17 protein-coding genes are annotated in these 23,585 nt (G+C 70.9%); 2 read left to right on the top strand and 15 right to left on the bottom strand.

Annotation, left to right across the window (positions count from 1 at the left end; all coding sequences use genetic code 11):
- Nucleotides 1-9 precede the first annotated feature (9 nt).
- From OG286_RS26180 to eccD, 9 genes are all read right to left on the bottom strand, one after another.
- Nucleotides 10-1,695 (bottom strand): ribonuclease J, encoded by a 1,686-nt coding sequence (locus OG286_RS26180; RefSeq protein ID WP_396326063.1) that lies wholly within the window; start codon nt 1,693-1,695, stop codon nt 10-12.
- Between the two features lie 169 nt (nt 1,696-1,864).
- Complete coding sequence (gene dapA / locus OG286_RS26175) at nt 1,865-2,764, bottom strand: 4-hydroxy-tetrahydrodipicolinate synthase (protein ID WP_396326064.1); 900 nt, start codon at nt 2,762-2,764, stop codon at nt 1,865-1,867.
- A gap of 228 nt (nt 2,765-2,992) precedes the next feature.
- On the bottom strand, nt 2,993-3,724 hold the full coding sequence (gene thyX, locus OG286_RS26170; protein WP_396326065.1) for an FAD-dependent thymidylate synthase: 732 nt from the start codon (nt 3,722-3,724) through the stop codon (nt 2,993-2,995).
- Nucleotides 3,721-4,209, bottom strand: coding sequence for a hypothetical protein (locus OG286_RS26165; RefSeq protein ID WP_396326066.1), 489 nt, complete (start codon nt 4,207-4,209; stop codon nt 3,721-3,723). The genes thyX and OG286_RS26165 overlap by 4 nt, the downstream gene beginning before the upstream one ends.
- Before the next feature lie 7 nt (nt 4,210-4,216).
- Nucleotides 4,217-4,963 carry a 4-hydroxy-tetrahydrodipicolinate reductase gene (dapB, locus tag OG286_RS26160; RefSeq protein ID WP_396326067.1) on the bottom strand — a complete coding sequence of 249 codons (747 nt, stop codon included), beginning with the start codon at nt 4,961-4,963 and terminating at the stop codon, nt 4,217-4,219.
- Between the two features lie 14 nt (nt 4,964-4,977).
- Complete coding sequence (locus OG286_RS26155) at nt 4,978-6,330, bottom strand: M16 family metallopeptidase (RefSeq protein ID WP_396326068.1); 1,353 nt, start codon at nt 6,328-6,330, stop codon at nt 4,978-4,980.
- Between the two features lie 108 nt (nt 6,331-6,438).
- Entirely contained in the window at nt 6,439-8,646 is a 2,208-nt protein-coding gene (locus tag OG286_RS26150) for a polyribonucleotide nucleotidyltransferase (protein WP_396326069.1), read from the bottom strand.
- Between the two features lie 470 nt (nt 8,647-9,116).
- Nucleotides 9,117-9,407 (bottom strand): 30S ribosomal protein S15, encoded by a 291-nt coding sequence (gene rpsO, locus OG286_RS26145; RefSeq protein WP_148645116.1) that lies wholly within the window; start codon nt 9,405-9,407, stop codon nt 9,117-9,119.
- Between the two features lie 184 nt (nt 9,408-9,591).
- Nucleotides 9,592-11,052 (bottom strand): type VII secretion integral membrane protein EccD, encoded by a 1,461-nt coding sequence (gene eccD, locus OG286_RS26140; RefSeq protein WP_405359868.1) that lies wholly within the window; start codon nt 11,050-11,052, stop codon nt 9,592-9,594.
- Between the two features lie 544 nt (nt 11,053-11,596).
- On the opposite strand from eccD, the gene eccCa reads away from it, so the two are divergent.
- Both eccCa and OG286_RS26130 read left to right on the top strand, forming a co-directional pair.
- Nucleotides 11,597-15,544 carry a type VII secretion protein EccCa gene (eccCa, locus tag OG286_RS26135; protein ID WP_396326072.1) on the top strand — a complete coding sequence of 1,316 codons (3,948 nt, stop codon included), beginning with the start codon at nt 11,597-11,599 and terminating at the stop codon, nt 15,542-15,544.
- A 482-nt stretch (nt 15,545-16,026) separates the two neighbouring features.
- The gene (locus OG286_RS26130; protein ID WP_396326073.1) at nt 16,027-17,436 is read left to right on the top strand and encodes an APC family permease; all 1,410 of its coding nucleotides are present in this window, start codon (nt 16,027-16,029) and stop codon (nt 17,434-17,436) included.
- A gap of 91 nt (nt 17,437-17,527) precedes the next feature.
- On the opposite strand, the gene OG286_RS26125 is transcribed toward OG286_RS26130, so the two are convergent.
- The 6 genes from OG286_RS26125 to eccB form a co-directional block, all read right to left on the bottom strand.
- A complete protein-coding gene (locus tag OG286_RS26125) occupies nt 17,528-18,775 on the bottom strand; it encodes a hypothetical protein (protein ID WP_405359871.1) in 1,248 nt (415 codons plus the stop codon).
- 175 nt (nt 18,776-18,950) lie between these two features.
- Nucleotides 18,951-19,493 carry a SigE family RNA polymerase sigma factor gene (locus OG286_RS26120; RefSeq protein ID WP_396326075.1) on the bottom strand — a complete coding sequence of 181 codons (543 nt, stop codon included), beginning with the start codon at nt 19,491-19,493 and terminating at the stop codon, nt 18,951-18,953.
- 88 nt (nt 19,494-19,581) lie between these two features.
- Complete coding sequence (gene mycP, locus OG286_RS26115) at nt 19,582-20,811, bottom strand: type VII secretion-associated serine protease mycosin (protein WP_396326076.1); 1,230 nt, start codon at nt 20,809-20,811, stop codon at nt 19,582-19,584.
- Between the two features lie 116 nt (nt 20,812-20,927).
- On the bottom strand, nt 20,928-21,203 hold the full coding sequence (locus OG286_RS26110; RefSeq protein ID WP_396325587.1) for a WXG100 family type VII secretion target: 276 nt from the start codon (nt 21,201-21,203) through the stop codon (nt 20,928-20,930).
- A 93-nt stretch (nt 21,204-21,296) separates the two neighbouring features.
- Nucleotides 21,297-21,587, bottom strand: a complete 291-nt coding sequence (locus tag OG286_RS26105; protein WP_396325588.1) for a WXG100 family type VII secretion target — start codon at nt 21,585-21,587, stop codon at nt 21,297-21,299.
- Between the two features lie 179 nt (nt 21,588-21,766).
- The gene (gene eccB, locus OG286_RS26100; protein ID WP_396325589.1) at nt 21,767-23,446 is read right to left on the bottom strand and encodes a type VII secretion protein EccB; all 1,680 of its coding nucleotides are present in this window, start codon (nt 23,444-23,446) and stop codon (nt 21,767-21,769) included.
- Nucleotides 23,447-23,585 lie beyond the last annotated feature (139 nt).

Below are 23,585 nucleotides of genomic sequence, written 5' to 3'. Positions count from 1 at the left end.
GCGGGGGGATCAGACCTCGACGACGACCGGCAGGATCATCGGACGGCGGCGGTAGTTGTCAGCCACCCACTTGCCGATGGTCCGGCGGACCAGCTGCTGGACCTGGCGGATCTCCAGGACGCCGTCGCCGGCCGAGCGGTCCAGCGCCTCCTGCAACTTGGCGGCCACCGGGACGAACGCGTTGTCGTCGATGCCGGAGCCGCGGGCCTGGATGGTCGGGCCGCCCACGATCTTGCCGTTGGTGGAGTCGACCACCACAAAGACCGAGATGAAGCCCTCCTCGCCGAGGATCCTGCGGTCCTTGAGCGACGCCTCGGTGATGTCGCCGACCGACGAGCCGTCGACGTAGACGTAGCCGGCCTGCACCTTGCCGACGATCCGGGCGATGCCGTTCTCCAGGTCGACGCAGACGCCGTCCTCGGCGATGACCGTGCGGTTCTTCGGCACACCGGTCGCGATGCCCAGGTCGGCGGCGGCCCGCAGGTGGCGCCATTCACCGTGGACCGGCATCAGGTTGCGGGGCTTGCAGATGTTGAAGAAGTACAGCAGCTCACCGGCCGATGCGTGGCCGGAGACGTGCACCTTGGCATTGCCCTTGTGCACGACCTTGGCGCCCCAGCGGGTCAGGCCGTTGATCACCCGGTAGACGGCGTTCTCGTTGCCCGGGATGAGCGACGACGCCAGGACGACGGTGTCGCCCTCGACGATGCGGATCTGGTGGTCGCGGTTGGCCATCCGGGACAGCGCGGCCATCGGCTCGCCCTGCGAACCGGTGCAGATCAGCACGACGTCCTTGTCCGGCAGGTCGTCCAGCTGCTTGACGTCCACGACCATGTTGCCGGGGACCTTCAGGTAGCCGAGGTCGCGCGCGATGCCCATGTTGCGGACCATCGAGCGGCCGACGAAGGCGACTTTCCTCTTGTACTCGTGCGCGGCGTCCAGCACCTGCTGGATGCGGTGCACGTGGCTGGCGAAGGAGGCGACGATGATGCGCTTGTCAGCGTTGGCGAAGACGTTTCTCAGCGCGGCCGAGATGTCCCGCTCGTGCGGGATGAAGCCGGGGACCTCGGCGTTGGTGGAGTCCACCAGCAGCAGGTCCATGCCCTCCTCGGCCAGCTTGGCGAAGGTCGGCAGGTCGGTCAGGCGGCCGTCGAGCGGCAGCTGGTCCATCTTGAAGTCACCGGTGGCGACGACCATGCCGGCGGGCGTGCGCACGGCGACGGCCAGCGCGTCCGGGATGGAGTGGTTGACCGCGATGAACTGGCAGTCGAAGGGGCCGATCCGCTCGCGGTCGCCCTCCGCAACCTCCAGCACGTACGGCCGGATGCGGTGCTCGGCCAGCTTGGCCTCGATCAGTGCGAGGGTGAGCTTCGAGCCGATCAGCGGGATGTCCGGGTTCTCCCGGAGAAGGTACGGGACGGCGCCGATGTGGTCCTCGTGCCCGTGGGTCAGGACGATGCCGTCGATCTTGTCGAGGCGGTCCCGGATGTAGCTGAAGTCCGGCAGGATCAGGTCGACGCCGGGCTGCTCGTCCTCGGGGAAGAGGACGCCGCAGTCGACGATCAGCATGCGGTCCCCGTACTCGAAGACCGTCATGTTGCGGCCGATCTCGCCGAGGCCGCCGAGCGGAGTGATGCGGAGGGCGCCCTCCTTCAGTGCGGGGGGCGCGCCGAGTTCGGGATGCGGGTGGCTCAAAAGACTCTCCTCACGACGCACGCCATATGCCCGGGGTCCTCCCCCAAGAGACATATGGCGTGCGTACTCAGTGTCGGTTTCCTACTGGGTCGGTGCTCTCGCGCCTTCGTCCGGTTCAGCGGCAGACCTCGGGAGGTCCGGCGAGCCGGGGCGCGCACGTCTGTGTCTGTTACAGGTGTACCCCGCCTGCGGCGAGATCCTTCTTCAATTGCGCGATCTCCTCGGGAGTCGCGCCGACGAGCGGCAGCCGGAGCGGGCCGGCCGGCAGGCCCTGGAGCTCCAGTGCGGCCTTGCTGAGGATGACACCCTGCGTGCGGAACATACCGCTGAAGACCGGGAGCAGGCTCTGGTGGATCGCCGTGGCCTTGGCCACATCGCCGCCCTGGAAGGCGTCGATCATGCTGCGCAGTTCGCCGGCGACCACATGCCCGACCACGCTGACCACGCCGACGGCTCCGACGGACAGCAGCGGCAGGTTGAGGATGTCGTCCCCGGAGTACCAGGCCAGGCCGGAGCGGGCGATCGCCCAGGCGGCGGCGCCGAGGTCGCCCTTGGCATCCTTGTTGGCGACGATCCGCGGGTGCTCGCCGAGCCGGACCAGCGTCTCGTGGCTCAGCGCGACGCCGCTGCGGCCGGGGATGTCGTAGAGCATGACCGGCAGGCCGGTGGCGTCGGCGATGTGCGTGGTGTGCCGGTACAGGCCCTCCTGCGGGGGCTTGCTGTAGTACGGCGTGACGACCAGCAGGCCGTGCGCTCCGGCGGCTTCCGCCTGGCGGGCCAGCTCGGCGCTGTGGTGCGTGTCGTTGGTGCCGACACCGGCCACCACGTGGGCGCGGTCCCCCACCGCCTCCACCACGGCGCGGACGAGCTCCGCCTTCTCGGCGTCGCTGGTGGTCGGGGATTCGCCGGTGGTTCCGTTGACGACGAGGCCGTCGTTGCCGGAGTCGACGAGGTGTGCGGCGAGGCGCTGGGCGCCCTCGAGGTCGAGCCCGCCGTCAGCGGTGAACGGCGTCACCATCGCGGTCAGGACCCGGCCGAAAGGCGTCTGGGGGGTGGAGGTCGGAGCCATGCGTCCAAAGCTACTCGTAGGCGGTGGGGCGGTACCCAGGCCGGTCCAGGGTTCGGACAGGTGTAGCACGCGGGTGCGGCACGCGGGGCGGCGCAAAGATGGGATTCCGGTGCTGCATGCTCGGGGGTTCAAGCAGCACCGGAATCCGTGTCATGAGCGTAGGGAGCGGCCAGAAAAGCCGCAATCCAGACATGGCGGGCAAGCCGCCCAAATGCCTATCACCCCAGGTCAGGGGGCGACTCGGCCGTGCTTCTCGAAGGCCGCATGGGTGAGCGGCATGAGCCGGGCCCACTGCTCCTCCATCTGCTCGGCGACCATCTCGATCTCGCGCTGCGGGAAGGACGGCACGGCGGCGTTCTCCTTCTTGGTCCGCAGCGACAGGAAGTGCATCAGCGAGCGCGCGTTGCAGGTCGCGTACATCGAGGAGAAGAGGCCGACCGGCAGCACGGCCCGGGCCACCTCGCGGGCGACACCGGCCGCCAGCATCTCCTGGTAGCGGCCGTACGCCTCGCGGTAGGCCGCCTCCATCGCCTCGGTGACGGTCTTGTGCTGCTCCGGGGTGCCGTCGAGGAACTCGTAGCGGCCCGGGCGGCCCTCCTGGACCAGCTTGCGGTCCTCGCCGGGCACGTAGAAGACCGGCTCCAGCTGACGGTAGCGGCCGGATTCCTCGTTGTACGACCAGCCGCTGCGGTGCCGGTGGAACTCGCGGAACACGAAGATCGGCGCGCTGATGAAGAAGGTCATCGAGTTGTGCTCGAACGGCGTGCCGTGCCGGTCCCGCATCAGGAAGTTGATCAGGCCCTTGGACTTCTCCGGGTCCTGCTGGAGCGCCTCCAGGGACTGCTCCCCCGCCGTCGAGACCCGGGCCGCCCAGATGACGTCCGAGTCGGCGGCGGCGCTGCGGACCAGCTCGACGGTGACGTCGCTGCGGAACTGGGGGGCCGTGGTGTCGTCGGTCACGCGTTACTCCTCGCGGTTTCGGTGGTGCTGGTGGTGCCGGTGGTGCCGGTGGTGCTGTGCAGCCGGATCGCGTGCTGCATGGTCTTGCGGGCGCGCGGGGTGTCGCCGGCGTCGGCGTACGCCACCGCGAGGCGGAAGAAGACCCGCCAGTCGCCCGGCGACTCCTCCGCCTCCGCCCGGCGGCGGGCGAACACCTCGTCGGCCGAGGCCCGGTCGATCCGGCCGCCGGCGGTGCGCCTGAGCTCGTCCACGGGCAGACCGCCCTCGGCCTCCAGCTCGCGGGCGAGCCGCTCGCCGGCCCGGCCGAAGCGGATGGTCTGGCGCAGGAACCAGACGCCGATCAGCGGGATGACGAAGGCGCAGACGCCCATGCCGATGCCGAGCGGCTTGCCGGTGGCGATCAGCTGGACGCCCTCGCCGATGCAGACCAGGGCGACCAGCAGCAGCACGCCGGAGAGGACGAAGAAGCCGGTACGGGACGTCATGACGGGCTCACAGGTCCAGGAAGTGTTCGAGGCCCAGGGTGAGCCCGGGGGTCTCGACGACCTTGCGGACGCCGAGCAGGATGCCCGGCATGAAGCTGCTGTGGTGCAGCGAGTCGTGCCGGATGGTGAGGGTCTCGCCGGTGTCGCCGAACATCACCTGCTGGTGGGCGAGCAGGCCGCGCAGCCGGACGGCGTGCACCGGCACCCCGTCCACGTCGGCGCCGCGGGCGCCCGGCAGGCTGTGGGTGGTCGGGTCCTGCTGCGGCGGCCGGCCGGCCTCGGCGCGGGCGGCGGCGATCAGCTGGGCGGTGCGGGTGGCGGTGCCGCTGGGCGCGTCCGCCTTGCGGTCGTGGTGCAGCTCGACCACCTCGACCGACTCGAAGTACTTGGCGGCGGTCTGGGCGAACTTCATGCCGAGCACGGCGCCGATGGAGAAGTTCGGCGCGATCAGCAGGCCCAGCCCGGGTGCCTCGTCCAGCCAGCCGCGGACGGTGGCCAGCCGCTCGTCCGTCCAGCCGGTGGTGCCGGTGACCACGTGGATGCCGTGGTGCAGGCAGTGATCGAGGTTGGGCATCACCGAGTCGGGGTGGGTCAGCTCGACGACGACCTGAACCCCGGCGTCGGTGAGCTCCTCCAGCTTCGACTCGCGGCCGAGCGTGGCGACCAGCTCCAGGTCCGGGGCGGCCTCGACGGCCTTGACGGCCTCGGAGCCGATCCGGCCCCTGGCGCCGATCACGGCGACACGCAGCGTCATAGCGGAAAGTCCCTTCAGGCCAGCAGGTCGGCGAGCCTGGCGGCCCGCTTGTCGTTGATCGGGCCGATCAGCGCGAGCGACGGCCGGTACGCACCCAGCACGTCACGGGCCACCGCGTGGACGTCGTCGAGGGTCACGGCCGCTATCTTCGCCAGCATCTCGTCCACCGAGAGGTGGTGGCCGTAGCTGAGCTCGGCCTTGCCGATGCGGTTCATCAGCGAGCCGGTGTCCTCCATGCCGAGCACGGTGGAGCCGGAGATCTGGCCGATGGCCCGCCGCAGCTCCTCCTCGGTGATGCCGTCGGCGACCACCTTGGCGAGCTCGTCGCGGCAGATCCGCAGCACCTCCTCGACCCGCTTGGGCTGGCAGCCCGCGTAGATGCCGAACAGGCCGCTGTCCGCGTACGACGAGGAGTACGAGTACACCGAGTAGGCCAGGCCGCGCTTCTCCCGGACCTCTTGGAACAGCCGGGAGCTCATCCCGCCGCCGAGGGCCGCGTTGAGCACGCCCATCGCCCAGCGGCGCTCGTCGTGCCGGGGCACGCCGGGCACGCCCAGCACCAGGTGGGCCTGCTCGGTGGAGCGGTTGAGCACCTCGACCCGGCCGGCCGTGCGCAGCGCCTTGACGCCGCGGCGGGCCACCGCCGGGGCCGCCTGCGACTTGGCGAGCAGCGGCGCGAAGGCCTGCTCGACCTGCTTGACGACCTTGCGGTGGTCCAGGTTGCCGGCTGCCGCGACCACCAGGTGCTCGGGCTTGTAGCGCCGGTGGAAGAAGCCGGCGATCTGGTCCCGGGTGAGGGCCTGGACGGTCTCCTGGGTGCCGAGGATCGGCCGGCCGAGCGGACCGCTGCCGAAGATCACCTTGGCGAAGAGGTCGTGCACCACGTCGCCCGGATCGTCCTCGGCCATCGCCATCTCCTCGAGGATGACGCCGCGTTCGGCCTCGACGTCCTCGGGGCGGATCAGCGAGCCGGTGAGCATGTCGCAGACCACGTCGATGGCCAGCGGCAGGTCGGTGTCCAGCACCCGGGCGTAGTAGCAGGTGTTCTCCTTCGCGGTGAAGGCGTTCATCTCACCGCCGACCGCGTCCAGGGCCGCCGAGATGTCCAGCGCGCTGCGCCGCTCGGTGCCCTTGAAGAGCAGGTGCTCCAGGTAGTGGGTCGCCCCGTTGAGCTGCGGGGTCTCGTCGCGCGAGCCGACGCCGACCCAGATGCCGAAGGTGGCGGAGCGCACCGTCGGCAGGGTCTCGGTGACGACCCGCAGGCCGCCGGGGAGCACGGTGCGGCGCACCGTGCCGGCGCCGTCCGCGCCCTTGAGCAGGGTCCGGGTGGAGCCGGGGCGCTGCGTCGCCGCCGAGGCCTGGGCCACGGGGGTACCTCCGTAGAAAGCATGGGGGAACAACGGGATGCGGCCCGCACGCCGACGGGGGCGTGCGGGCCGCGACCGCGTTTACTGAATGGGGAGGCTAGCGGCGCTTCACTCGGAAGCGGCCTCGCCACCCTCCTCGCCCTCGACGACCGGGATCAGGGAGAGCTTGCCGCGCGGGTCGATCTCGGCGATCTCGACCTGGACCTTGGCGCCGACACCGAGGACGTCCTCGACGTTCTCGACGCGCTTGCCACCGGCCAGCTTGCGGATCTGCGAGATGTGCAGCAGGCCGTCCTTGCCCGGCATGAGCGAGACGAACGCGCCGAACGTCGTGGTCTTCACCACGGTGCCCAGGTAGCGCTCGCCGACCTCCGGCATGGTCGGGTTGGCGATCTGGTTGATCGTCGTACGGGCAGCCTCCGCCGAGGGACCGTCGACCGCACCGATGTAGATGGTGCCGTCGTCCTCGATGGTGATGTCCGCGCCGGTGTCCTCCTGGATCTGGTTGATCATCTTGCCCTTGGGGCCGATGACCTCACCGATCTTGTCCACCGGGATCTTGATGGTGATGATGCGCGGCGCGTTCGGCGACATCTCGTCGGGCGCGTCGATGGCCTCGTTCATCACGTCGAGGATGTGCAGACGGGCGTCCTTGGCCTGCTTCAGCGCGGCGGCCAGCACCGACGCCGGGATGCCGTTGAGCTTGGTGTCCAGCTGCAGCGCGGTGATGAAGTTGCGGGTACCGGCGACCTTGAAGTCCATGTCGCCGTACGCGTCCTCGGCACCCAGGATGTCGGTCAGCGCGACGTAGTGGGTCTCACCGTCGATCTCCTGCGAGATCAGGCCCATGGCGATACCGGCGACGGCGGCCTTCAGCGGCACACCGGCGTTCAGCAGCGACATGGTGGAGGCGCAGACCGAGCCCATCGAGGTGGAGCCGTTGGAGCTCAGCGCCTCGGAGACCTGGCGGATCGCGTAGGGGAACTCCTCGCGGGTCGGCAGCACGGGCAGGATCGCCCGCTCCGCCAGCGCGCCGTGGCCGATCTCGCGGCGCTTGGGCGAGCCCACGCGGCCGGTCTCGCCGACCGAGTACGGCGGGAAGTTGTAGTTGTGCATGTAGCGGCGACGCGTCTCCGGGGAGAGCGTGTCGAGCTGCTGCTCCATGCGCAGCATGTTCAGCGTGGTGACACCCAGGATCTGGGTCTCGCCGCGCTCGAACAGGGCCGAGCCGTGGACGCGCGGGATGGCCTCGACCTCGGCGGCCAGGGTGCGGATGTCGGTGACACCGCGGCCGTCGATGCGGACCTTGTCCTTGATGACGCGCTCGCGCACGACCTTCTTGGTCAGCGCGTTGTACGCGGCGCTGATCTCCTTCTCGCGACCCTCGAACTCCGGGAGGAGCTTCTCGGCGGCGATCGCCTTGACGCGGTCCAGCTCGTTGTTGCGCTCCTGCTTGCCCGGGATGGTGAGAGCCTGGGCCAGCTCGTCCTTGACCGCGGCGGTCAGGGCGGCGAGCACGTCGTCCTGGTAGTCCAGGAAGACCGGGAACTCGCCGGTCGGCTTGGCGGCCTGGGCGGCCAGCTGGGCCTGGGCGGCGCAGAGCACCTTGATGAACGGCTTGGCGGCGTCCAGACCGGCGGCGACGACGTCCTCGGTCGGGGCCTCGGCGCCGTCGGCGACCAGCTTGATGGTCTTGGTGGTGGCCTCGGCCTCGACCATCATGATCGCGACATCGCCGTCCGGCAGCACGCGGCCGGCGACGACCATGTCGAAGACGGCGTCCTCGAGCTCGCTGTGGGTCGGGAAGGCCACCCACTGGCCCTTGATCAGCGCGACGCGGACGCCGCCGATCGGGCCGGAGAACGGCAGGCCCGCCAGCTGGGTGGAGGCGGAGGCGGCGTTGATGGCCACCACGTCGTACAGGTGGTCCGGGTTGAGCGCCATCACGGTGACGACGACCTGGACCTCGTTGCGCAGGCCCTTGACGAAGGACGGGCGCAGCGGGCGGTCGATCAGGCGGCAGGTGAGGATGGCGTCCTCGGAGGGCCGGCCCTCGCGACGGAAGAACGAGCCGGGGATGCGGCCCGCGGCGTACATCCGCTCCTCGACGTCCACGGTCAGCGGGAAGAAGTCGAAGTGCTCCTTCGGCTGCTTGGACGCGCTGGTGGCCGACAGCACCATGGTGTCGTCGTCCAGGTAGGCCACGGCGGAGCCGGCGGCCTGACGGGCCAGACGGCCGGTCTCGAAGCGGATGGTACGGGTGCCGAAGGAACCGTTGTCGATGACGGCCTCGGCGTAGAACACGTTCTCTTCCACCTGGAAGATCTCCTCTTTCGTACGTCTCCGGGAGAGCGTCCCCGCGCATCGCCTGCCGGTGGCCCGGGGCCCTCTTTCACAGAGGAAGGCAGTCCGGGCCGGTCTTCGATCGAAGCCTCCGGTGGGCCCCGCTCGGTCTGCGGGGCTTCCGGCGGCCACTACCGAGGACCGGCGCCTCTCGGCTGCCAGGCCTGGACGGGCGGTCCGCGTCTGGACGCTCTCTCGGATGCGGGCGGCTTCCGTTTGAAGCCTTCGTCCCGCGGGGGGTTGGGGTCTTTCCGCCTGGGTGGCGCGGTGTCGCGCCATCACCCGGCATGCCCACAACCCTACGGTGCAATCCTCGGCCACCTGGGGAGGTGCGCGCGAGTTGTTATGCGCGGTTGTCGTGCCCGGGACGCCATGGGTCACCGGCCGCGGCATACGCGCGAGGGGCGGCTCCCCGGTGTGGGGAGCCGCCCCGAGCGGCGGTCTTAGCGGGCGCCACCGGCGGCACCGCGGCGGATGCCCAGGCGGTCGACGAGCGTACGGAAACGCTCGATGTCCTTCTTGGCCAGGTACTGCAGCAGGCGGCGACGCTGGCCGACCAGGATCAGCAGGCCACGACGCGAGTGGTGGTCGTGCTTGTGGGCCTTCAGGTGCTCGGTCAGGTCCGAGATGCGGCGGGAGAGCATGGCCACCTGGACCTCGGGGGAGCCGGTGTCGCCCTCCTTCTGGCCGAACTCGGCGATGATCTGCTTCTTGACGTCAGAGGCGAGAGCCACTGCAACTCCTTCGGGGTGATACCGAGCGGTCCTGGTCTACGGCACAGGACTCTGTGAGAACTCGGTGTCGTCTGCGAGCGCGGCCGGCGGTCTGCGACCCGCGTGGGGCGGACACACTGGTGCACTCGAAAGGCAAGCGTACCAGTGCCGTCCGTCCGGTCTGCCGCCGGGCCGCCGGACCCGGTCAGCCGGTGATGCCGCCGCGGACCAGGCTGTAGATGTCGAGCACGCCGAGCGCCAGCGGGACGAGGGCGATCAGGGTGAGGCTGTCGACCAGGTCCAGGATGCGCCCCCAGAACGGGGAGACGCCGAGCCGCGGCACCACCAGGGCGATCGCGGTGAGGATCGCGGCGCCGAACGCGATCGAGGCGGCCAGCCAGATGGTGCGCAGGTCGACCTGGGTCGTGCTGGAGGCCTTCAGGATGAACAGCGGGGTGTGCAGCGAGAGGCCGACGATCAGCAGCGACAGGCCGAGCAGGCCCGCGATGGTGAGGCTGAAGACCTGCGCGGTGTAGCGGAACAGCCGGGCGCGCAGCATGGTGGCGATGCCGAGGGTCAGCGCGAGCAGCTCGGGGAAGAGCTCGTCGGTGAAGCCGAGCACGGCGCAGGCCCCGACGATCACCGCGGCGCAGCCGCCGACCAGGCCGACCAGCACCTCGTGGCCGCGGCGGGCCTGGTGGGCGATCCGCTCGTACTGGACGGCCTCGGCGCGGCCGGCCTCCTCGTCGTAGTCGCGGCTGCGGGTACGGGCCTGGCCGGGGGCGCTGAAGCCGACGGGCAGCCGGGCGAAGCGGGCCGAGAGACCGGGCAGGAAACCGATCACGGCGGTGGCGGCGACGCCGGTGACGGCGGCGATGTGGCCGGCCGGGGTGCCGGGCAGCAGCACGGCGGCGAAGGTGGCGAGAGCGCCGGAGGCGGCCATGAAGGCGGCGGCGACGAACAGCGAGTCCTTCTCGGGCAGCAGGCCCACCAGCAGCACGGCGACGACCAGGGCGGCGACGCAGCCGGTGAGGAACTGGAGCCGGCCCGGGCCGTCCCAGGCGTGGGCGGGGGCGATGATGCCGCTGCCGCCGATCATGGCGTGCGGCAGTGCGCCGAGGCCGAGCGCGAGGGCGGCCCAGGCGTCCTGGTAGACCCGGGCGCGGACGCCGGCCAGGGCCGTCAGCATCACGGCGGTGACGCCGGAGAGGATGCCGGGCAGGCTGTGCATGTCGTGGCGCAGGTCGGAGAACCAGAGCGCGAAGCCGAGCAGGGTGAGCAGCACGGCGGCGCCGATCAGGCCGAAGGCCCGCATCAGCTCGGGGCTCCAGAACCGGCGGTCGGCCTCGACGGCGCTGGCGATGGCGTCGGCCACGTCGTCGTAGACGGCCGGCGGCAGCGACTCGGCGAAGGGACGCAGGCTCAGCAGGTCGCCGTCGCGGACCTGCTGGGCGGCGAGCGGCAACCCGCTGTCGAGCACGGTGCCGTCGCGGCGGACGAGGTGGAAGCCGGTGGGGGCACCGTCCGGCTGGGTCTGGCCGGACAGGCGCAGCACCTCGGGGTAGACGTCCGCGAGCGGAACGTCCTCGGGCAGGGCGACGTCGATCCGGCTGTCCGGGGCGACGACGGTGACCCGGCAGAAACCGGTCGTGGCGGAGGTACTCATGCCCCTACCTCGCTGACACCGATCACTCGACGCACTGGGCGCTCCCCCTTGTAGACAGTGCCGCTCTGCCGGCGGCGGTCGGTCTGGCTGCTGCGCGGCGCCGGCCGGCGGAACTGTCTCGATCCGGCCATGAGTTGGCGCGGCGTTACCCTACCCGCTCCGTTCGTGCCTGCCGATGCGCAGGGGTGAGGGGGCGGGGCCGGTGCGGGTCGCGGAGGTGCCGCGGGCCCGGGCTGAGCAGCCGGACAGGCGCCCAGTAGGATCGGCCCCTGCGCAAGGCGACGGGGGCAGGGGCCGCGTTCCTCCCCGGGTCTGCCTGCGGTCGGCGGAGCGGGGGCGGCGTCACACGGGGCGCCCTCACCCGTACGTATCCAGTTGCGTGAGGGCTGATGCCGAAGTGATTGAGCGAGCCGTTCAAGGCCGTGGGGTGTGGTGCGCACATGAGTGACCGGAGCATGGGGGTCCCCCCGGCCGGAGGCCGGGGGAGAGTCATCGGAAGGTGCGCGTCCCGCGAAGCGACCGCCGGGCGCAGCGAGGTGGGCGCATGAGCGTGATCACGGTCAAGCGACCCGCGCGGGCCTATCCGCCGGCGGTGCCGGACGAGCCGGTCGAGTTGGTCACCCCGCCGGAGCTGCCGAGGTCGGGCGGCGAGGACTGGATGATGAGCCTCCTGCCGATGCTCGGCATGGGCGGCTCGGCGGTGTTCTTCTTCTCGCCCGGCGCGCAGGCCCCGATGAAGATCATGGGCGGTCTGATGATCGTCTCGACGGTCGGCATGGCGCTGGCCCAGATCGTGCGGGCGCGCAAGGGCGGTTCGACCGCCACCGCCGACGAGCGCCGCGACTACCTGAAGTACCTGCAGCAGATGCGCCGCCAGGTCCGCCGGACCGCCGAGCGCCAGCGCGGCGCGCAGCTGTTCCTGAACCCGGAGCCGGACCAGCTCTGGTCGATCGTCGCGGACGGCCGCCGGTTGTGGGAACGCCGCACCGGGGACGCCGACTTCGCGCAGATCCGGGTCGGCCGCGGGCCGGTGCAGCTGTCGACGCCGCTGGTGGCGCCGCAGACGGCGCCGATGGAGGAGCTGGAACCGCTCGCCGCGGCGGCGATGCACACCTTCCTCAAGGCTCACGGCACCCTGCAGGACCTGCCGTTGGCGGTCTCGCTGCGCGCCTTCTACCACATCACGGTGTGCGGGGACCCGGACACCGTGTACGGCAACGTGCGGGCGATGATCGCCCAGTTGACGACGCTGCACTCGCCGGACGACCTGCTGGTGACGGTGGCCGCGGCGCCGGGTGCGGCGGAGGAGTGGGAGTGGACCAAGTGGCTCCCGCACAACCAGCACCGCAAGGAGAGCGACGGCGCGGGTTCGCGCCGGCTGATCGCGACCGGCCTCGGTGAGCTGGAGTTCCTGCTCCAGGACGAACTGGCGGGCCGCCAGCGGTTCGTGCGGGACGCGGCGCCGTCCTCGGACCAGCCGCACATCATCGTCGTCATGGACGGCGCTTCGGTGCCGCACGACTCGCTGCTGGCCGGCGCGGAGGGCGTCCAGGGCGTGACCATCGTCGAGGTGGTCCCGGGCGACCTGGACGAGCCGACCGGCCACCTGATCGTGACGGTGACGCCGGACGAGCTGGTGCTCCGCTCGGCGTCCGGCGCGACCTACTCCGGCAAGCCGGACACCCTCTCGACCTGGCAGTCCGAGGCGCTGGCCCGGCAGTTGGCGCCGTACCGGATCTCGGCCGGCGGTGACGACGAGCCGCTGCTGTCCAACCTGGACTTCACCGACCTGATGAACTCGGGCGACCCGGGCTCCTTCGAGGTGTCGCGCAGCTGGCGCACGCGGGCGCAGCACGAGAAGCTGCGGGTGCCGATCGGGGTCGGGGCCGGGGGCGAGCACGTCTACCTGGACATCAAGGAGGCCGCGCTGGAGGGCATGGGCCCGCACGGCCTGTGCGTCGGCGCGACCGGCTCCGGCAAGTCGGAGCTGCTGCGCACCCTGGTGCTGGGCCTGGCGATGACGCACTCCTCGGAGACGCTGAACTTCGTCCTGGCGGACTTCAAGGGTGGTGCGACCTTCTCCGGCATGGCGGACATGCCGCACACCTCCGCGGTGATCACCAACCTGGAGGGCGAGCTCACCCTGGTCGACCGCATGCGCGACGCGATCGACGGTGAGATGGTGCGCCGCCAGGAGCTGCTGCGTTCGGCCGGCAACTACGCCAACGTGAACGAGTACGAGCGGGCCCGTGCGGCGGGTGCGGCGCTGGACCCGCTGCCGTCGCTGGTACTGATCATCGACGAGTTCTCCGAGCTGCTCACCGCGAAGCCGGACTTCATCGACATGTTCATCCAGATCGGCCGGATCGGCCGTTCGCTGGGTGTGCACCTGCTGCTGGCCTCGCAGCGCCTGGAGGAGGGCAAGCTGCGCGGTCTGGACACCTACCTCTCGTACCGGATCGGTCTGCGCACCTTCTCGGCGGCCGAGTCGCGGGCGGCGATCGGTGTGCCGGACGCGTACCACCTGCCGCCGGTGCCGGGTGTCGGTTACCTGAAGTTCGGCACCGACGTGATGGAGCGGTTCAAGGCCGCGTACGTCTCGGGCCCGTACCGCGCGCCCGGGCAGCAGCGGTCGACCGGCGGCCGGCTGGTGACGGCACAGCCCGTGCTGTTCTCGGCGGCCGAGGTGCCGGTGGTGGAGCCGCTGGTGCAGGAGGTCGAGCCGGAGGTCGAGGAGCAGGACGACGCGCTGGTCGACACCGTGCTGGACGTGTTCGTGCAGCGGATGGTGGGCCAGGGCCCGGCCGCGCACCAGGTGTGGCTGCCGCCGCTGGACGATCCGCCGAGCATGGACGAGCTGATGCTGCCGCTGCAGGCGACGGCGGAGCGCGGGCTGACCTCGCCCGGGTCCGCCGGCCTGGGCCGGCTGAAGGTGCCGGTCGGCATCGTGGACCGGCCGCGCGAGCAGAAGCGCGACGTGCTGGAGCACGACTACTCGGGTGCGGGCGGCCACGGTCTGGTGGTGGGTGGTCCGCTGTCGGGCAAGTCGACGATGATCCGCACCACGGTGGCCGCGTTCGCGCTCACCCACACCCCGCTGGAGGCGCAGTTCTACCTGCTGGACTTCGGCGGTGGCGGTTTCCAGTCGCTCCAGGACCTGCCGCACGTCGGCGGGGTGGCCGGGCGGCTGGACGCCGAGAAGGTGCGCCGGATGATCAGCGAGGTGCACGGGGTGCTGAACCGGCGCGAGGAGCTGTTCCGGCAGACCGGGATCGACTCGATCGCGACGTACCGGGCCCGCCGGGCGGCCGGCCAGCTGCCGGACGAGCAGTTCGGCGACGTCTTCCTGGTCGTCGACGGCTGGAACACCTTCAAGCAGGAGTTCGAGATGCTGGAGGGCGTGATCGGGGACATCGCCCAGCGCGGCCTCGGTTACGGCGTCCACCTGATCGTCACGGCGACCCGGTACGCGGAGGTCCGCCCGGCCCTCAAGGACCTGCTGCAGAACCGGACCGAGCTGAAGCTCGGTGACTCGATGGAGTCCGAGGTGGACCGCCGGGTGGCGCAGAACGTGCCGGCCAGCCCCGGGCGCGGCATCACCTCGGAGCGGATGCACTTCCTGACGGGCCTGCCCCGGCTGGACGGCTCCCGCTCGGTGGACGACCTGCAGCAGGGCGTGGCCGGTCTGGTGGCGGCGGTCAACGCGGCCTGGACGGGCCCGCGCGCCCCGCAGGTCCGGATGCTGCCGACGGTGCTGGACGGGTTCGCGCTGCCGAAGGGCTTCGAGTACCCGGAGCGCGGCGTCGCGTTCGGCGTGGACGAGCTGGAGCTGGCGCCGGCGTTCGTCAACTTCGAGACCGACCCGCTGTTCATCGTCTTCGGTGACACCGAGTCCGGTAAGTCGGCGCTGCTGCGGCTGCTGGTCAAGCAGATCACCGAGCGGTACACCCCGGACCAGGCCGGCATCGTGGTCGGCGACTACCGCCGCGCGCTGCTCGGTGCGGTGCCGCAGGAGTACCTGGTGGAGTACGCGGCCGCGCAGCCGACCATGACCAGCATCGTGGAGATGCTGCGCGGGGCCTGTTCGCGCCGTCTGCCGGGCCCGGACGTGACCGCCGAGCAGCTGCGCAACCGCAGCTGGTACAGCGGCAAGGACATGTTCGTGATCGTGGACGACTACGAGCTGGTCGCGACGAGTTCGGGCAACCCGCTGGCGCCGCTCGCCGAGTTCCTGCCGTTCGCCCGCGACATCGGCCTGCGCGTGATCATCGCGCGCAGCGCGGGTGGCGCGGGGCGGTCGCTGTACGAGCCGGTGATGCAGCGGATGCGCGAGCTGGGCGGCCAGGGCGTGATCCTGTCCGGTAACAAGGACGAGGGTGCGCTGCTGGGGACGGTCAAGCCGCAGCCGCTGCCGCCGGGCCGCGGGGTGTTCGTCTCGCGCCGGGTGACCAGCGGGCAGATGGTCCAGACGGGCTGGCTGCCGTCGGCATAGTATGCGCGGCCGCCATCGGCGGTGGTCACGGAAAGTGATCGGAGGGGTCGGGTTCCCAGGAGCCCGGCCCCTTTCGCGTCCCAAGTGCCGAAACGTTACCTAGATCTTTCCGGCGTGCCGCTGCGGTTCCCGCACCCCACCGGACGGAGGCCGGGCGGCGGAAGGCCGCCTGGCGAGTCACCTTCCCGGCCGACAGCAGCCTTTGAATGAGAGCCCACAATGCTCGGTTCACCTTGGATTCAAGTGCGTTTCAGGCAAGGTAACAAGTCGGACATACGTGATAATGACCGCTCGTGATCACTGGATCGCATGTTTATGCCTTCCTTCGCAACGGATTCCGAAGCAATTCCGGCATTGACGTGCTCAATACGCCCAAGGTTCCATGGCGGCCCGGGAGCGTCAGGACCAAGACCCAGAGCAGCCAGCCAGCGGAGGCGATACCGCTCCCTCTCCAGGACCGCTCAGAGCCGATCGGAAGCCACATGACCGACACGCTTCGCCCGCCACACGCCGTAGCCCCCGCTGCGGCCACCGACGGCGCCGCCTCTCCCCAGACGCTCAAGCGCTCGATCGGCGTCGTGGGCGGCACGCTGCTCACGCTGTCCTGCGTCACCCCGGCCTCCACGCTCTTCGTGATCGTCCCGGAGCTGTTCTCCAGCATCGGCAGCGCCACCGCGCTGGCCATCGCCATCGGCTCGGTGCTCTGCATCGCCGTCGCCTTCTGTTACTCCGAGCTCGGCACCCTGATCCCCTCCGCCGGCGGCGAGTACGCGATGGTCGGCACCCTGGCCGGACGGCTCGCCGGCTGGCTGGTCTTCGTACTCTCGCTGATCGTGGTGATGATCGTCCCCTCGGTCATCGCCCTCGGCACGGCCGACTACCTCGCACCGGTGCTGCACGTCGACAAGCCGATCGCGGGCGCCGCGGTCATGCTCGCCGCCACCCTGGCCGGCCTGCTGGACCTGCGGGCCAACGCCTGGATCACCGGCATCTTCCTGGTGCTGGAGGTCATCGCCGCGGGTGTCGTCTCGGTGCTCGGCTTCGCCCACGCCAACGGCAACGCGCCCAGCATGCTGCACGGCGTGGTCGCCGGTGACGGCGGCGCCGCCACCACGGTGAGCATCGGCGCCATCGTCGGCGCGCTCGGGATCGCGCTCTTCATCACCCAGGGCTTCTCCACCGCGGTCTACCTCTCCGAGGAGCTGGAGAACCCGCGCCGCAACGTCTCGCGCACGGTGCTCTGGACGCTGGCCATCTCGGCCGCCGTCATCCTGATCCCGGTCGCCGCCATCACCATGGGCGCCCCCGACCTGGAGACCCTGAGCTCCGGCGACATCTCCGGCATGGTCACCGCCTGGAGCAACTCCGCCGTCGGCACCTTCATCAGCCTCTGCGTCGCGCTGGCCATCATCAACGCCGGCATCGTCATGGTCATCCAGAACTCGCGGGTGCTGTTCGCCTCCGCCCGCGACAAGGCCTGGCCGGAGCCGGTCAACAAGGCCTTCTCCACCCTGGGCCGGTTCGGCTCCCCGTGGGTCGCCACCCTGGCCGTGGGCCTGCCCGGCGCCGCGCTCTGCTTCGTCAAGGGCGAGCTGCTGAGCGAGATCACCGGCGTCGCCGTCACCGGGATGTACCTGCTGGTCGCGGTCGCCGCACTGCTCTCGCGCCGCAACCACCACAAGCACGCCGCCGCCTGGCGGATGCCGCTCTGGCCGGCCATCCCGGTCGTCCTGATCGTGGTGCTGGTCTACGTCATCACGCAGCTGGACACGGTGCCGCTGCTCTGGACCGGCGGCATCACCGCCGTCGCCACCCTCTACTGGCTGTTCTACCTGCGCCCCCGGCAGGCCACCCGCTGGGTGATCACCCTCCCCGAGGACCAGCAGGCCTGAGAACGGCCCGTCACGACCCCCACCCCTCCCCCACACGGCAGTGCCCCGGGCTCCCCCAGGCCCGGGGCACTGTCGTTCTCCGTGCGAGGCCCTACTTCGCGGCCTGCCACAGCGGGCTGCCGGCGATCGCCGTCAGCTGGTCGAGGGTGAGCAGCGGCTTGCCGGTCGGACCCTGGGCGACCAGGACGCGCAGGTTGCCCGGACGCAGGACGTCGGCCATCGGCATGCCCTTGGAGCTCGCCGTCCCCGGGCCGTAGAGCTTGAGCCTGCTCCCGTCGGGCAGCGCGGTCGAGCCGTCGAACAGCTGCTCCGTCGACTGGTCCGGCACCAGCTTCTGCACCCGCAGGACCAGGGATCCGGTGGCCGGCCCCTGGGCCAGCTGGACGTCGGCGAAGACCTCGTTGCCGGTGATCTTGGTCACCGTCACCCCGGCGGGCAGCAGCTTGGCCAGGATCGCCTGACGGTCCTCCAGGGTCAGGCCGCCGGCCTGCGCCGCGTAGTCGACCCCGTCGTACTGGACCGCCGCGACGATCCGGTCCCAGGACTTGTCGGTGACCACGGCCTTCAGCTGGTCCAGGGTGAACGGCGGGTTCGGACGGCTGTCCGGCGCGCCCTTCTCCTGCGGCGCGTTCCACTCGCTCAGCATGATCTCCCGGCCGTCCGGGCCGGTCAGCGTCGCGTACCACTGCTTGGTGTCGGCGCGGTTGTCCGAGTACTCGTAGCCCTGGCTGAGGACGAGCTGGGAGCCGTCCGGCAAGGTGGTGGCGGTGCAGGAGTCGACCCGGGCGAGCTTGAGGTCCGTCGGGCAGGTTTGCGGCTGCGACTGGCCCTTGCGGTGCTTCTGGATCCCGATCTGCACCAGCGACTTGCCGTGGCCGTCGTCGAAGACCAGGTCCGCCCCGGCGAGGGTGCCCGCGGCCGGGCCGTCCCCGGTGCCGCGCCCCTTGCCGTCGGACACCTGGCCCTTGGGCAGCAGCGCCTGAAGGGTGGCGAGCACCTCGTCGCCGCTGATCACGGCCTTGGAGGCGGAGGCCGACGGCGCCTGGGCGGTGGGCGCGGCGCCCGAGCCGCCCGCGGCGCCGCTGCCGGAGGCGGCCGCGGTGAGTGCCGTCCCGCTCCCGGGGCCGCCGGTGCTGCCGGAGAGGTACACCGCGCCCGTCCCGACCAGGGCCAGGGCGGCAGCGCCGCTCACCACGGCGGCGGCCGAACGGCGGCGCCAGCGACGGCGCCCGCGGGCCAGGCCGGCGGTGACCAGTGGGGCCTGCTCGGCACGGAAGCCCTCCCCCGTGCGGGTCATGGCGTAGAGAAGATCGTCTTCGAACTTGTCCTGTTCGGACATGCGTGATCACCGTTTCCTTCGGTCACGGGATGGGTCGATGGGCGGGGTGCCCGCGCGCGGCGGGCAGGGAATCCGACGGGCGGCGGACCGGTGCGCGGCAGACCCGGTGCGCGGCGGACGCCCGGCGTCCGCGGGCCGTGGGCTCAGTGGGCCGCGGGCTCAGTGGGCCGCGGGCTCAGTGGGCCGCGAGCTCGGCGAGCGAGTCGCCGAGCAGGGTTCGCAGCCGGCCGAGGGCACGGTTGGTCCGGGTGCGGACCGCGCCCGAGGAGGCGCGCATCACCTCGGCCGTCTCCTCGACGCTGCGGTCCTCCCAGTAGCGCAGCACCAGCACGGCCCGGTCCTTGGCGGGCAGCCGGCCGAGCGCGTCGAGCAGGGTCAGCCGCAGTGTGCTGTCCGCCTCGCGGCCCTCGGGCTCGGGCAGTTCGCCGGTGGGCCGCTCGCCGCTGGAGCGGCGGCGCTGCTGGGCGAGGAAGGTGCGCACCATCACGGTGTGGGCGTACGCCCCGGGGTTGTCGATGCGGTGCCGCCCGCCGGTCCACGCGCTGCGGCGCCACAGCACGTACATCCGGCTGAGGGCCTCCTGGACGAGGTCCTCGGCGTGGTGGGTGTCGCCGCTGGTGAGCAGGCAGGCGGAGCGGTAGAGGTGGCCGGTTCGGCTCGACACGAGTTCCAGGAACTCCGCGTCCTTGCTCTCACGTGTGGCACCGATCCGCCCCATCCCCCGCGCCCCCTGCTCTCGTCGTCGACATCTCTTGGATGCGGCGGGCAGGGCCGGATGTTACAGACGGGCCGGAAAAGTCTCCGGTTCAGTTCGAGGGGCGGCGGCGGTGGTCGCGCAGCACGATGCCGCCGCCGACGAGGAGCGCGACGAGCAGGGCGCCGATGCCCAGCACGTAGGTCGCGGTGCGCCCGTCGCGGTCGGCCTGGGTCTCGCCGAGGCCGACCGGCTGCGGCACGATCGGGGCGGCGGCCAGCTCGACCTGCGGGTCCTCCTGGGCGGCCTCCGGCGCCACCTCGGGCGCCTTGGTGACGGCCTTGACCGGGTCGACCACGCCCCAGCCGACGTACTCGTTGGCCTTGCGGTCGGTGCGCTGCGCGGTCTGCTCGATCCACGCGCGGACCTGCCGCGCCTTCCACTTCGGGTGGGCGCCGACCAGCAGCGCCGCCAGGCCGGAGACGTAGGGCGCGGCGAAGCTGGTGCCGTTGTCCACGCACTGGCCGCCGTGGGGAACGGTGGAGAGCATGTCGACGCCGGGCGCGGCGACGTCCACGAAGTCGCCGTACTGGGAGAAGGGGGCGCGCTCGTTGTTGCGGTCGGAGGCGCCGACGGCGAGCACGGTGGGGAACGCCGCCGGGTAGGTGTCGCCCTCCTTGCCGTCGTTGCCGGTGGAGGCGACCACCACGACGTCCTTGGCCTCGGCGGCGTCGATCGCGGCCTTCAGCTCGGGGTAACCGGCGAAGCCGGCGTCGCCGGCTCCGCGCACGTCCTGGGAGATGTTGATGACCTTGGCGCCCTGCTGGACCGCCTGGCCGATCGCGGCGGCCAGGGTGTGGACGTCCCCGCTGCCCTCCGCGTCGTTCTGGCGGATCGACAGGATGCGGGCGCTCGGGGCGAGCCCGACGAAGCCGGTCACGTCGCTGCGGGCCGCGGCGGCGACGATGCCGGCCACCTTGGTGCCGTGGCCGACCGGGTCGACCTTGCCACCGCCCTCGGGCTTCTGCCCGTCCTTCTCCTTCAGCAGCGAGCCGCCGTCGAGGACCTTGTCGGCGAGCTGCGGGTTGGTGTCGTCCACCCCGGTGTCGATGACGGCGACGGTCACGCCCGCGCCGGTGGTCCGGCCGCCCTGCCAGAGCTCGTCGAGCACCATGCGCTGGAGCGACCACGGGACGGCCATCACGTTCTGGGCGGACTTGGAGCAGTCACCGGCGGCGGCGAGGCCGGGGCCGTCCGCGTGCGCCGGGGCGGCCAGCGGGCCGCCGAGCACCGCGAGTGCCGCCGCCGTCGCGGCCGCCTTCCGGTACCTGACTACGGACACCCTGCCACCCCTCATGTCTTCCACCCCGTGGTTGCGCGTCAGGGGCGGGTGCCCGGTACCGGGCACCCGCCCCTTCGGCGGAGTCACTCATGCCCCTGACGAGGGCTCAGGCTCCGTCAGGTCCAGAGCTTCTTGTTGCTGTTCTCGGTGTTGTTGTAGCTCTCCGCCGCCTGGTCCAGGGCGGTGGCGATCTTCGCCAGCGTCTCCTGCAGGTGGGCGGCGCGCTGGTCCCACTGCGTCTGGTGGGCGCGGTAGCCCTCCTGCGCAGCACCCTGCCAGCTCTGGGCGATCTTGTTGACGCCGCTCTTGAGCTCGTCGAGCTGGTTCTTGATCGTGTTGGCGGTGTTGCGAACCTGAGTACCGGCACCTCGCACGGTCTCGAAGTTCACCATAATCTGGCCGTCGGACACAGTGTCTCCTTGTCGAGATGGCGACGTCGCCCCTCAGCCGGGGACGTCGATGACTGACCTGGCAGAAAGCAGGGATCAGGCCTTGAACGCGGTCTGCTGGTCCGCGTCGGTCTGCGAGTACTGCTTGGTCGTGATCTCGATCGCGCCCTTGATGGCCCGCAGCGACTCGTTCAGCTTGGCCGCGTCCTGGTTGAACTCGGTCTGGAGGTTGCCGTAGGCGGCAGCCGCCTGGCCCTTCCAGCCGCCCTTGACCGAGTCGACCAGCGCGTTGAGGCTCTTGATCTCGCCGTCAATCTTGCCGATGACCTCGTCCATGTGCTTGGCGAAAGCCAGCATCTCCTGAGCGGTCGTCGTGAACTGACCCATGCTCTACCGTCCCCCATGAGACAGACATTGTGTCCGGGCAGCCGTTTCCGGCCACTCCGCGCATCACGGTGTGATGTCCTGCAGCACTGTAGTCGGCGTACGCAGCTGGCCCAACACCGGGCAACTGCTAGTTACGAGACCATGACACTGTGACCAATTCCTTTACCGGGCAGGGACGGTCACGCGTTCTGCTGCTGGGCCGCGCTCTTGGAGTTGAGCGCCGGGCCGGCCGGCACCAGGTTCGACCACTGCTGCGGCACCGGAACGGGCTGAAGCCCCTGGTAGCCGAGCCGGGCCTGGTTGCCGCCGGTCTCCTCCTGCTGCGGCGGCGCGGCCGGGTCGGTGGGCTGGGCCGACGGGGTCTTGGTGGCGCTGGGGCTCGGCTGCCCGGGCGGCGCCGTCGCCGAACCGCCCTTGCCACCGGTGCTGTTGGCCGGCACCGCGTAGCGCAGACCGGTCTCGGTGATCAGGTAGTCGCTGCCGGAGCCGTCCACGCCGCTGTCCAGCGCCCGGTAGAACAGGCCCAGACCGGGCGTCACATGGGCCGAGACGGCCGCGCCGGTACCGGACTTCACCGGGTAGTCGGGGCCCGCCCAGACGCTGCGACGGGGGGTCTTGCCGTCCTCCGCCACGCCGTCGAAGGTGCTGCAGAGGACCATCTTCGCGTCCTTCTGCGCCTGCCAGTTGTTGGCGGGAGCACCGGTCCTGCTGGGCCAGTCCTTGCCGCCCTCCCCCATCAGCGGCGCGTCGCTCTTGAGCGCGGCGTGCTCCGCCGGCGTGATGTCGTCGATCCGGGGGTTCTTGTTCGCGTCCTGGTTGTACAGCGGCTGCAGCGCCGGGTTCTGACGGATCAACTCGGCCTGGAACTGGGTGATCAGGTACAGCTTGTCCTTGCCCACCACGTAGTACCGGTCGCCGGCCTTGACCAGCCGGCCGACCTTGCGGTCCTCCGCGTTCTGCAGCGCCACCGAGGAGTTGGGGGCCTTGGCGTCCGGGACCAGCCCGTCGATCTTCGGGAAGACGATGTCGCTGCCGTTCGACAGGGTGTCCAGCCACTCCTTCTTGACCGGCTGGGAGGTCGCGGTCGTCCCGAAGATGGCACCCATCAGCTGCGTCTTGGTGTCGTCCGGGTCGTTCGGGGCGATGGCGTGCTTGCGGCCCTTCGCGTCGATCAGGAAGAGCTTCAGCTTGCTCTGGCCGGCCGCCGGCTGGCCCGCGCCGGGCTGCACGGTCACCTGCTGGTCGTCCTTCTGCTCCACCAGCAGCGCCTGGTCGACGTCGAGCACCCGGTCCTTGGCCTCCAGCGCCTTGGCGTCGGCGCCGCCCGCCACGAACACCGCCTGGTTGACGGTCGCCTGCTTGTCGTCCGAGCCGGGGCGGTCACAGACCGACCACTTCATCGCCCTGCTGACGTTGTCCTTGGTCGGCAGCTTGTCCGGCGCGTACGGGATGCCGATCGTCGGGCCGTGGTTGGGGTACTTGTCGAGCACGTCGTCGGCGACCACCACCACCTTGGCGTCGGCCGCCAGCACCAGCCGCGCCGAGGCCATGTTGAGCACCTGGTGCAGCCGCTTGGTCTTGCCGTCAGGGTCCTTCAGCACCACGTAGCGGGTGGTGCTCTGCTTGCCCTGGATGATGTTCTTGCCGTCGTCCCAGCCCACCGGCGCGCTCGGCTTGAACACGCCCCAGAGCCCGAACCCGCCGACCACCAGCGCGCCCACCACCACACTCGGCAGGATCGCCTTGACCGGACGCGGCGCGTCCTCGTCACTGCCCCCGCCGCCGGGCAGCAGAAAAGCCCCGACTGTGCGCTTGCGGGCGAACGTGTAGGCGTTCAGCTCGTCCCGGCGTGATGCCATCCTCGTCGTCTCCCCTGTCCGACCGACCTGCCCCGTGAGTCCGCACCCGCCGGGCGAGAGCGACCTCGAACCCTCTACGATGCGGCAGCAGACGGTGAGTACGGTACGGGTACGGTTCGCGAACCGGCCAACCGGGCCG

Origin of the sequence: Kitasatospora sp. NBC_00039, assembly GCF_045160625.1 — a bacterium.
GTDB lineage: Bacteria > Actinomycetota > Actinomycetes > Streptomycetales > Streptomycetaceae > Kitasatospora.
This window is presented reverse-complemented; position numbering and strand designations above follow the sequence as displayed.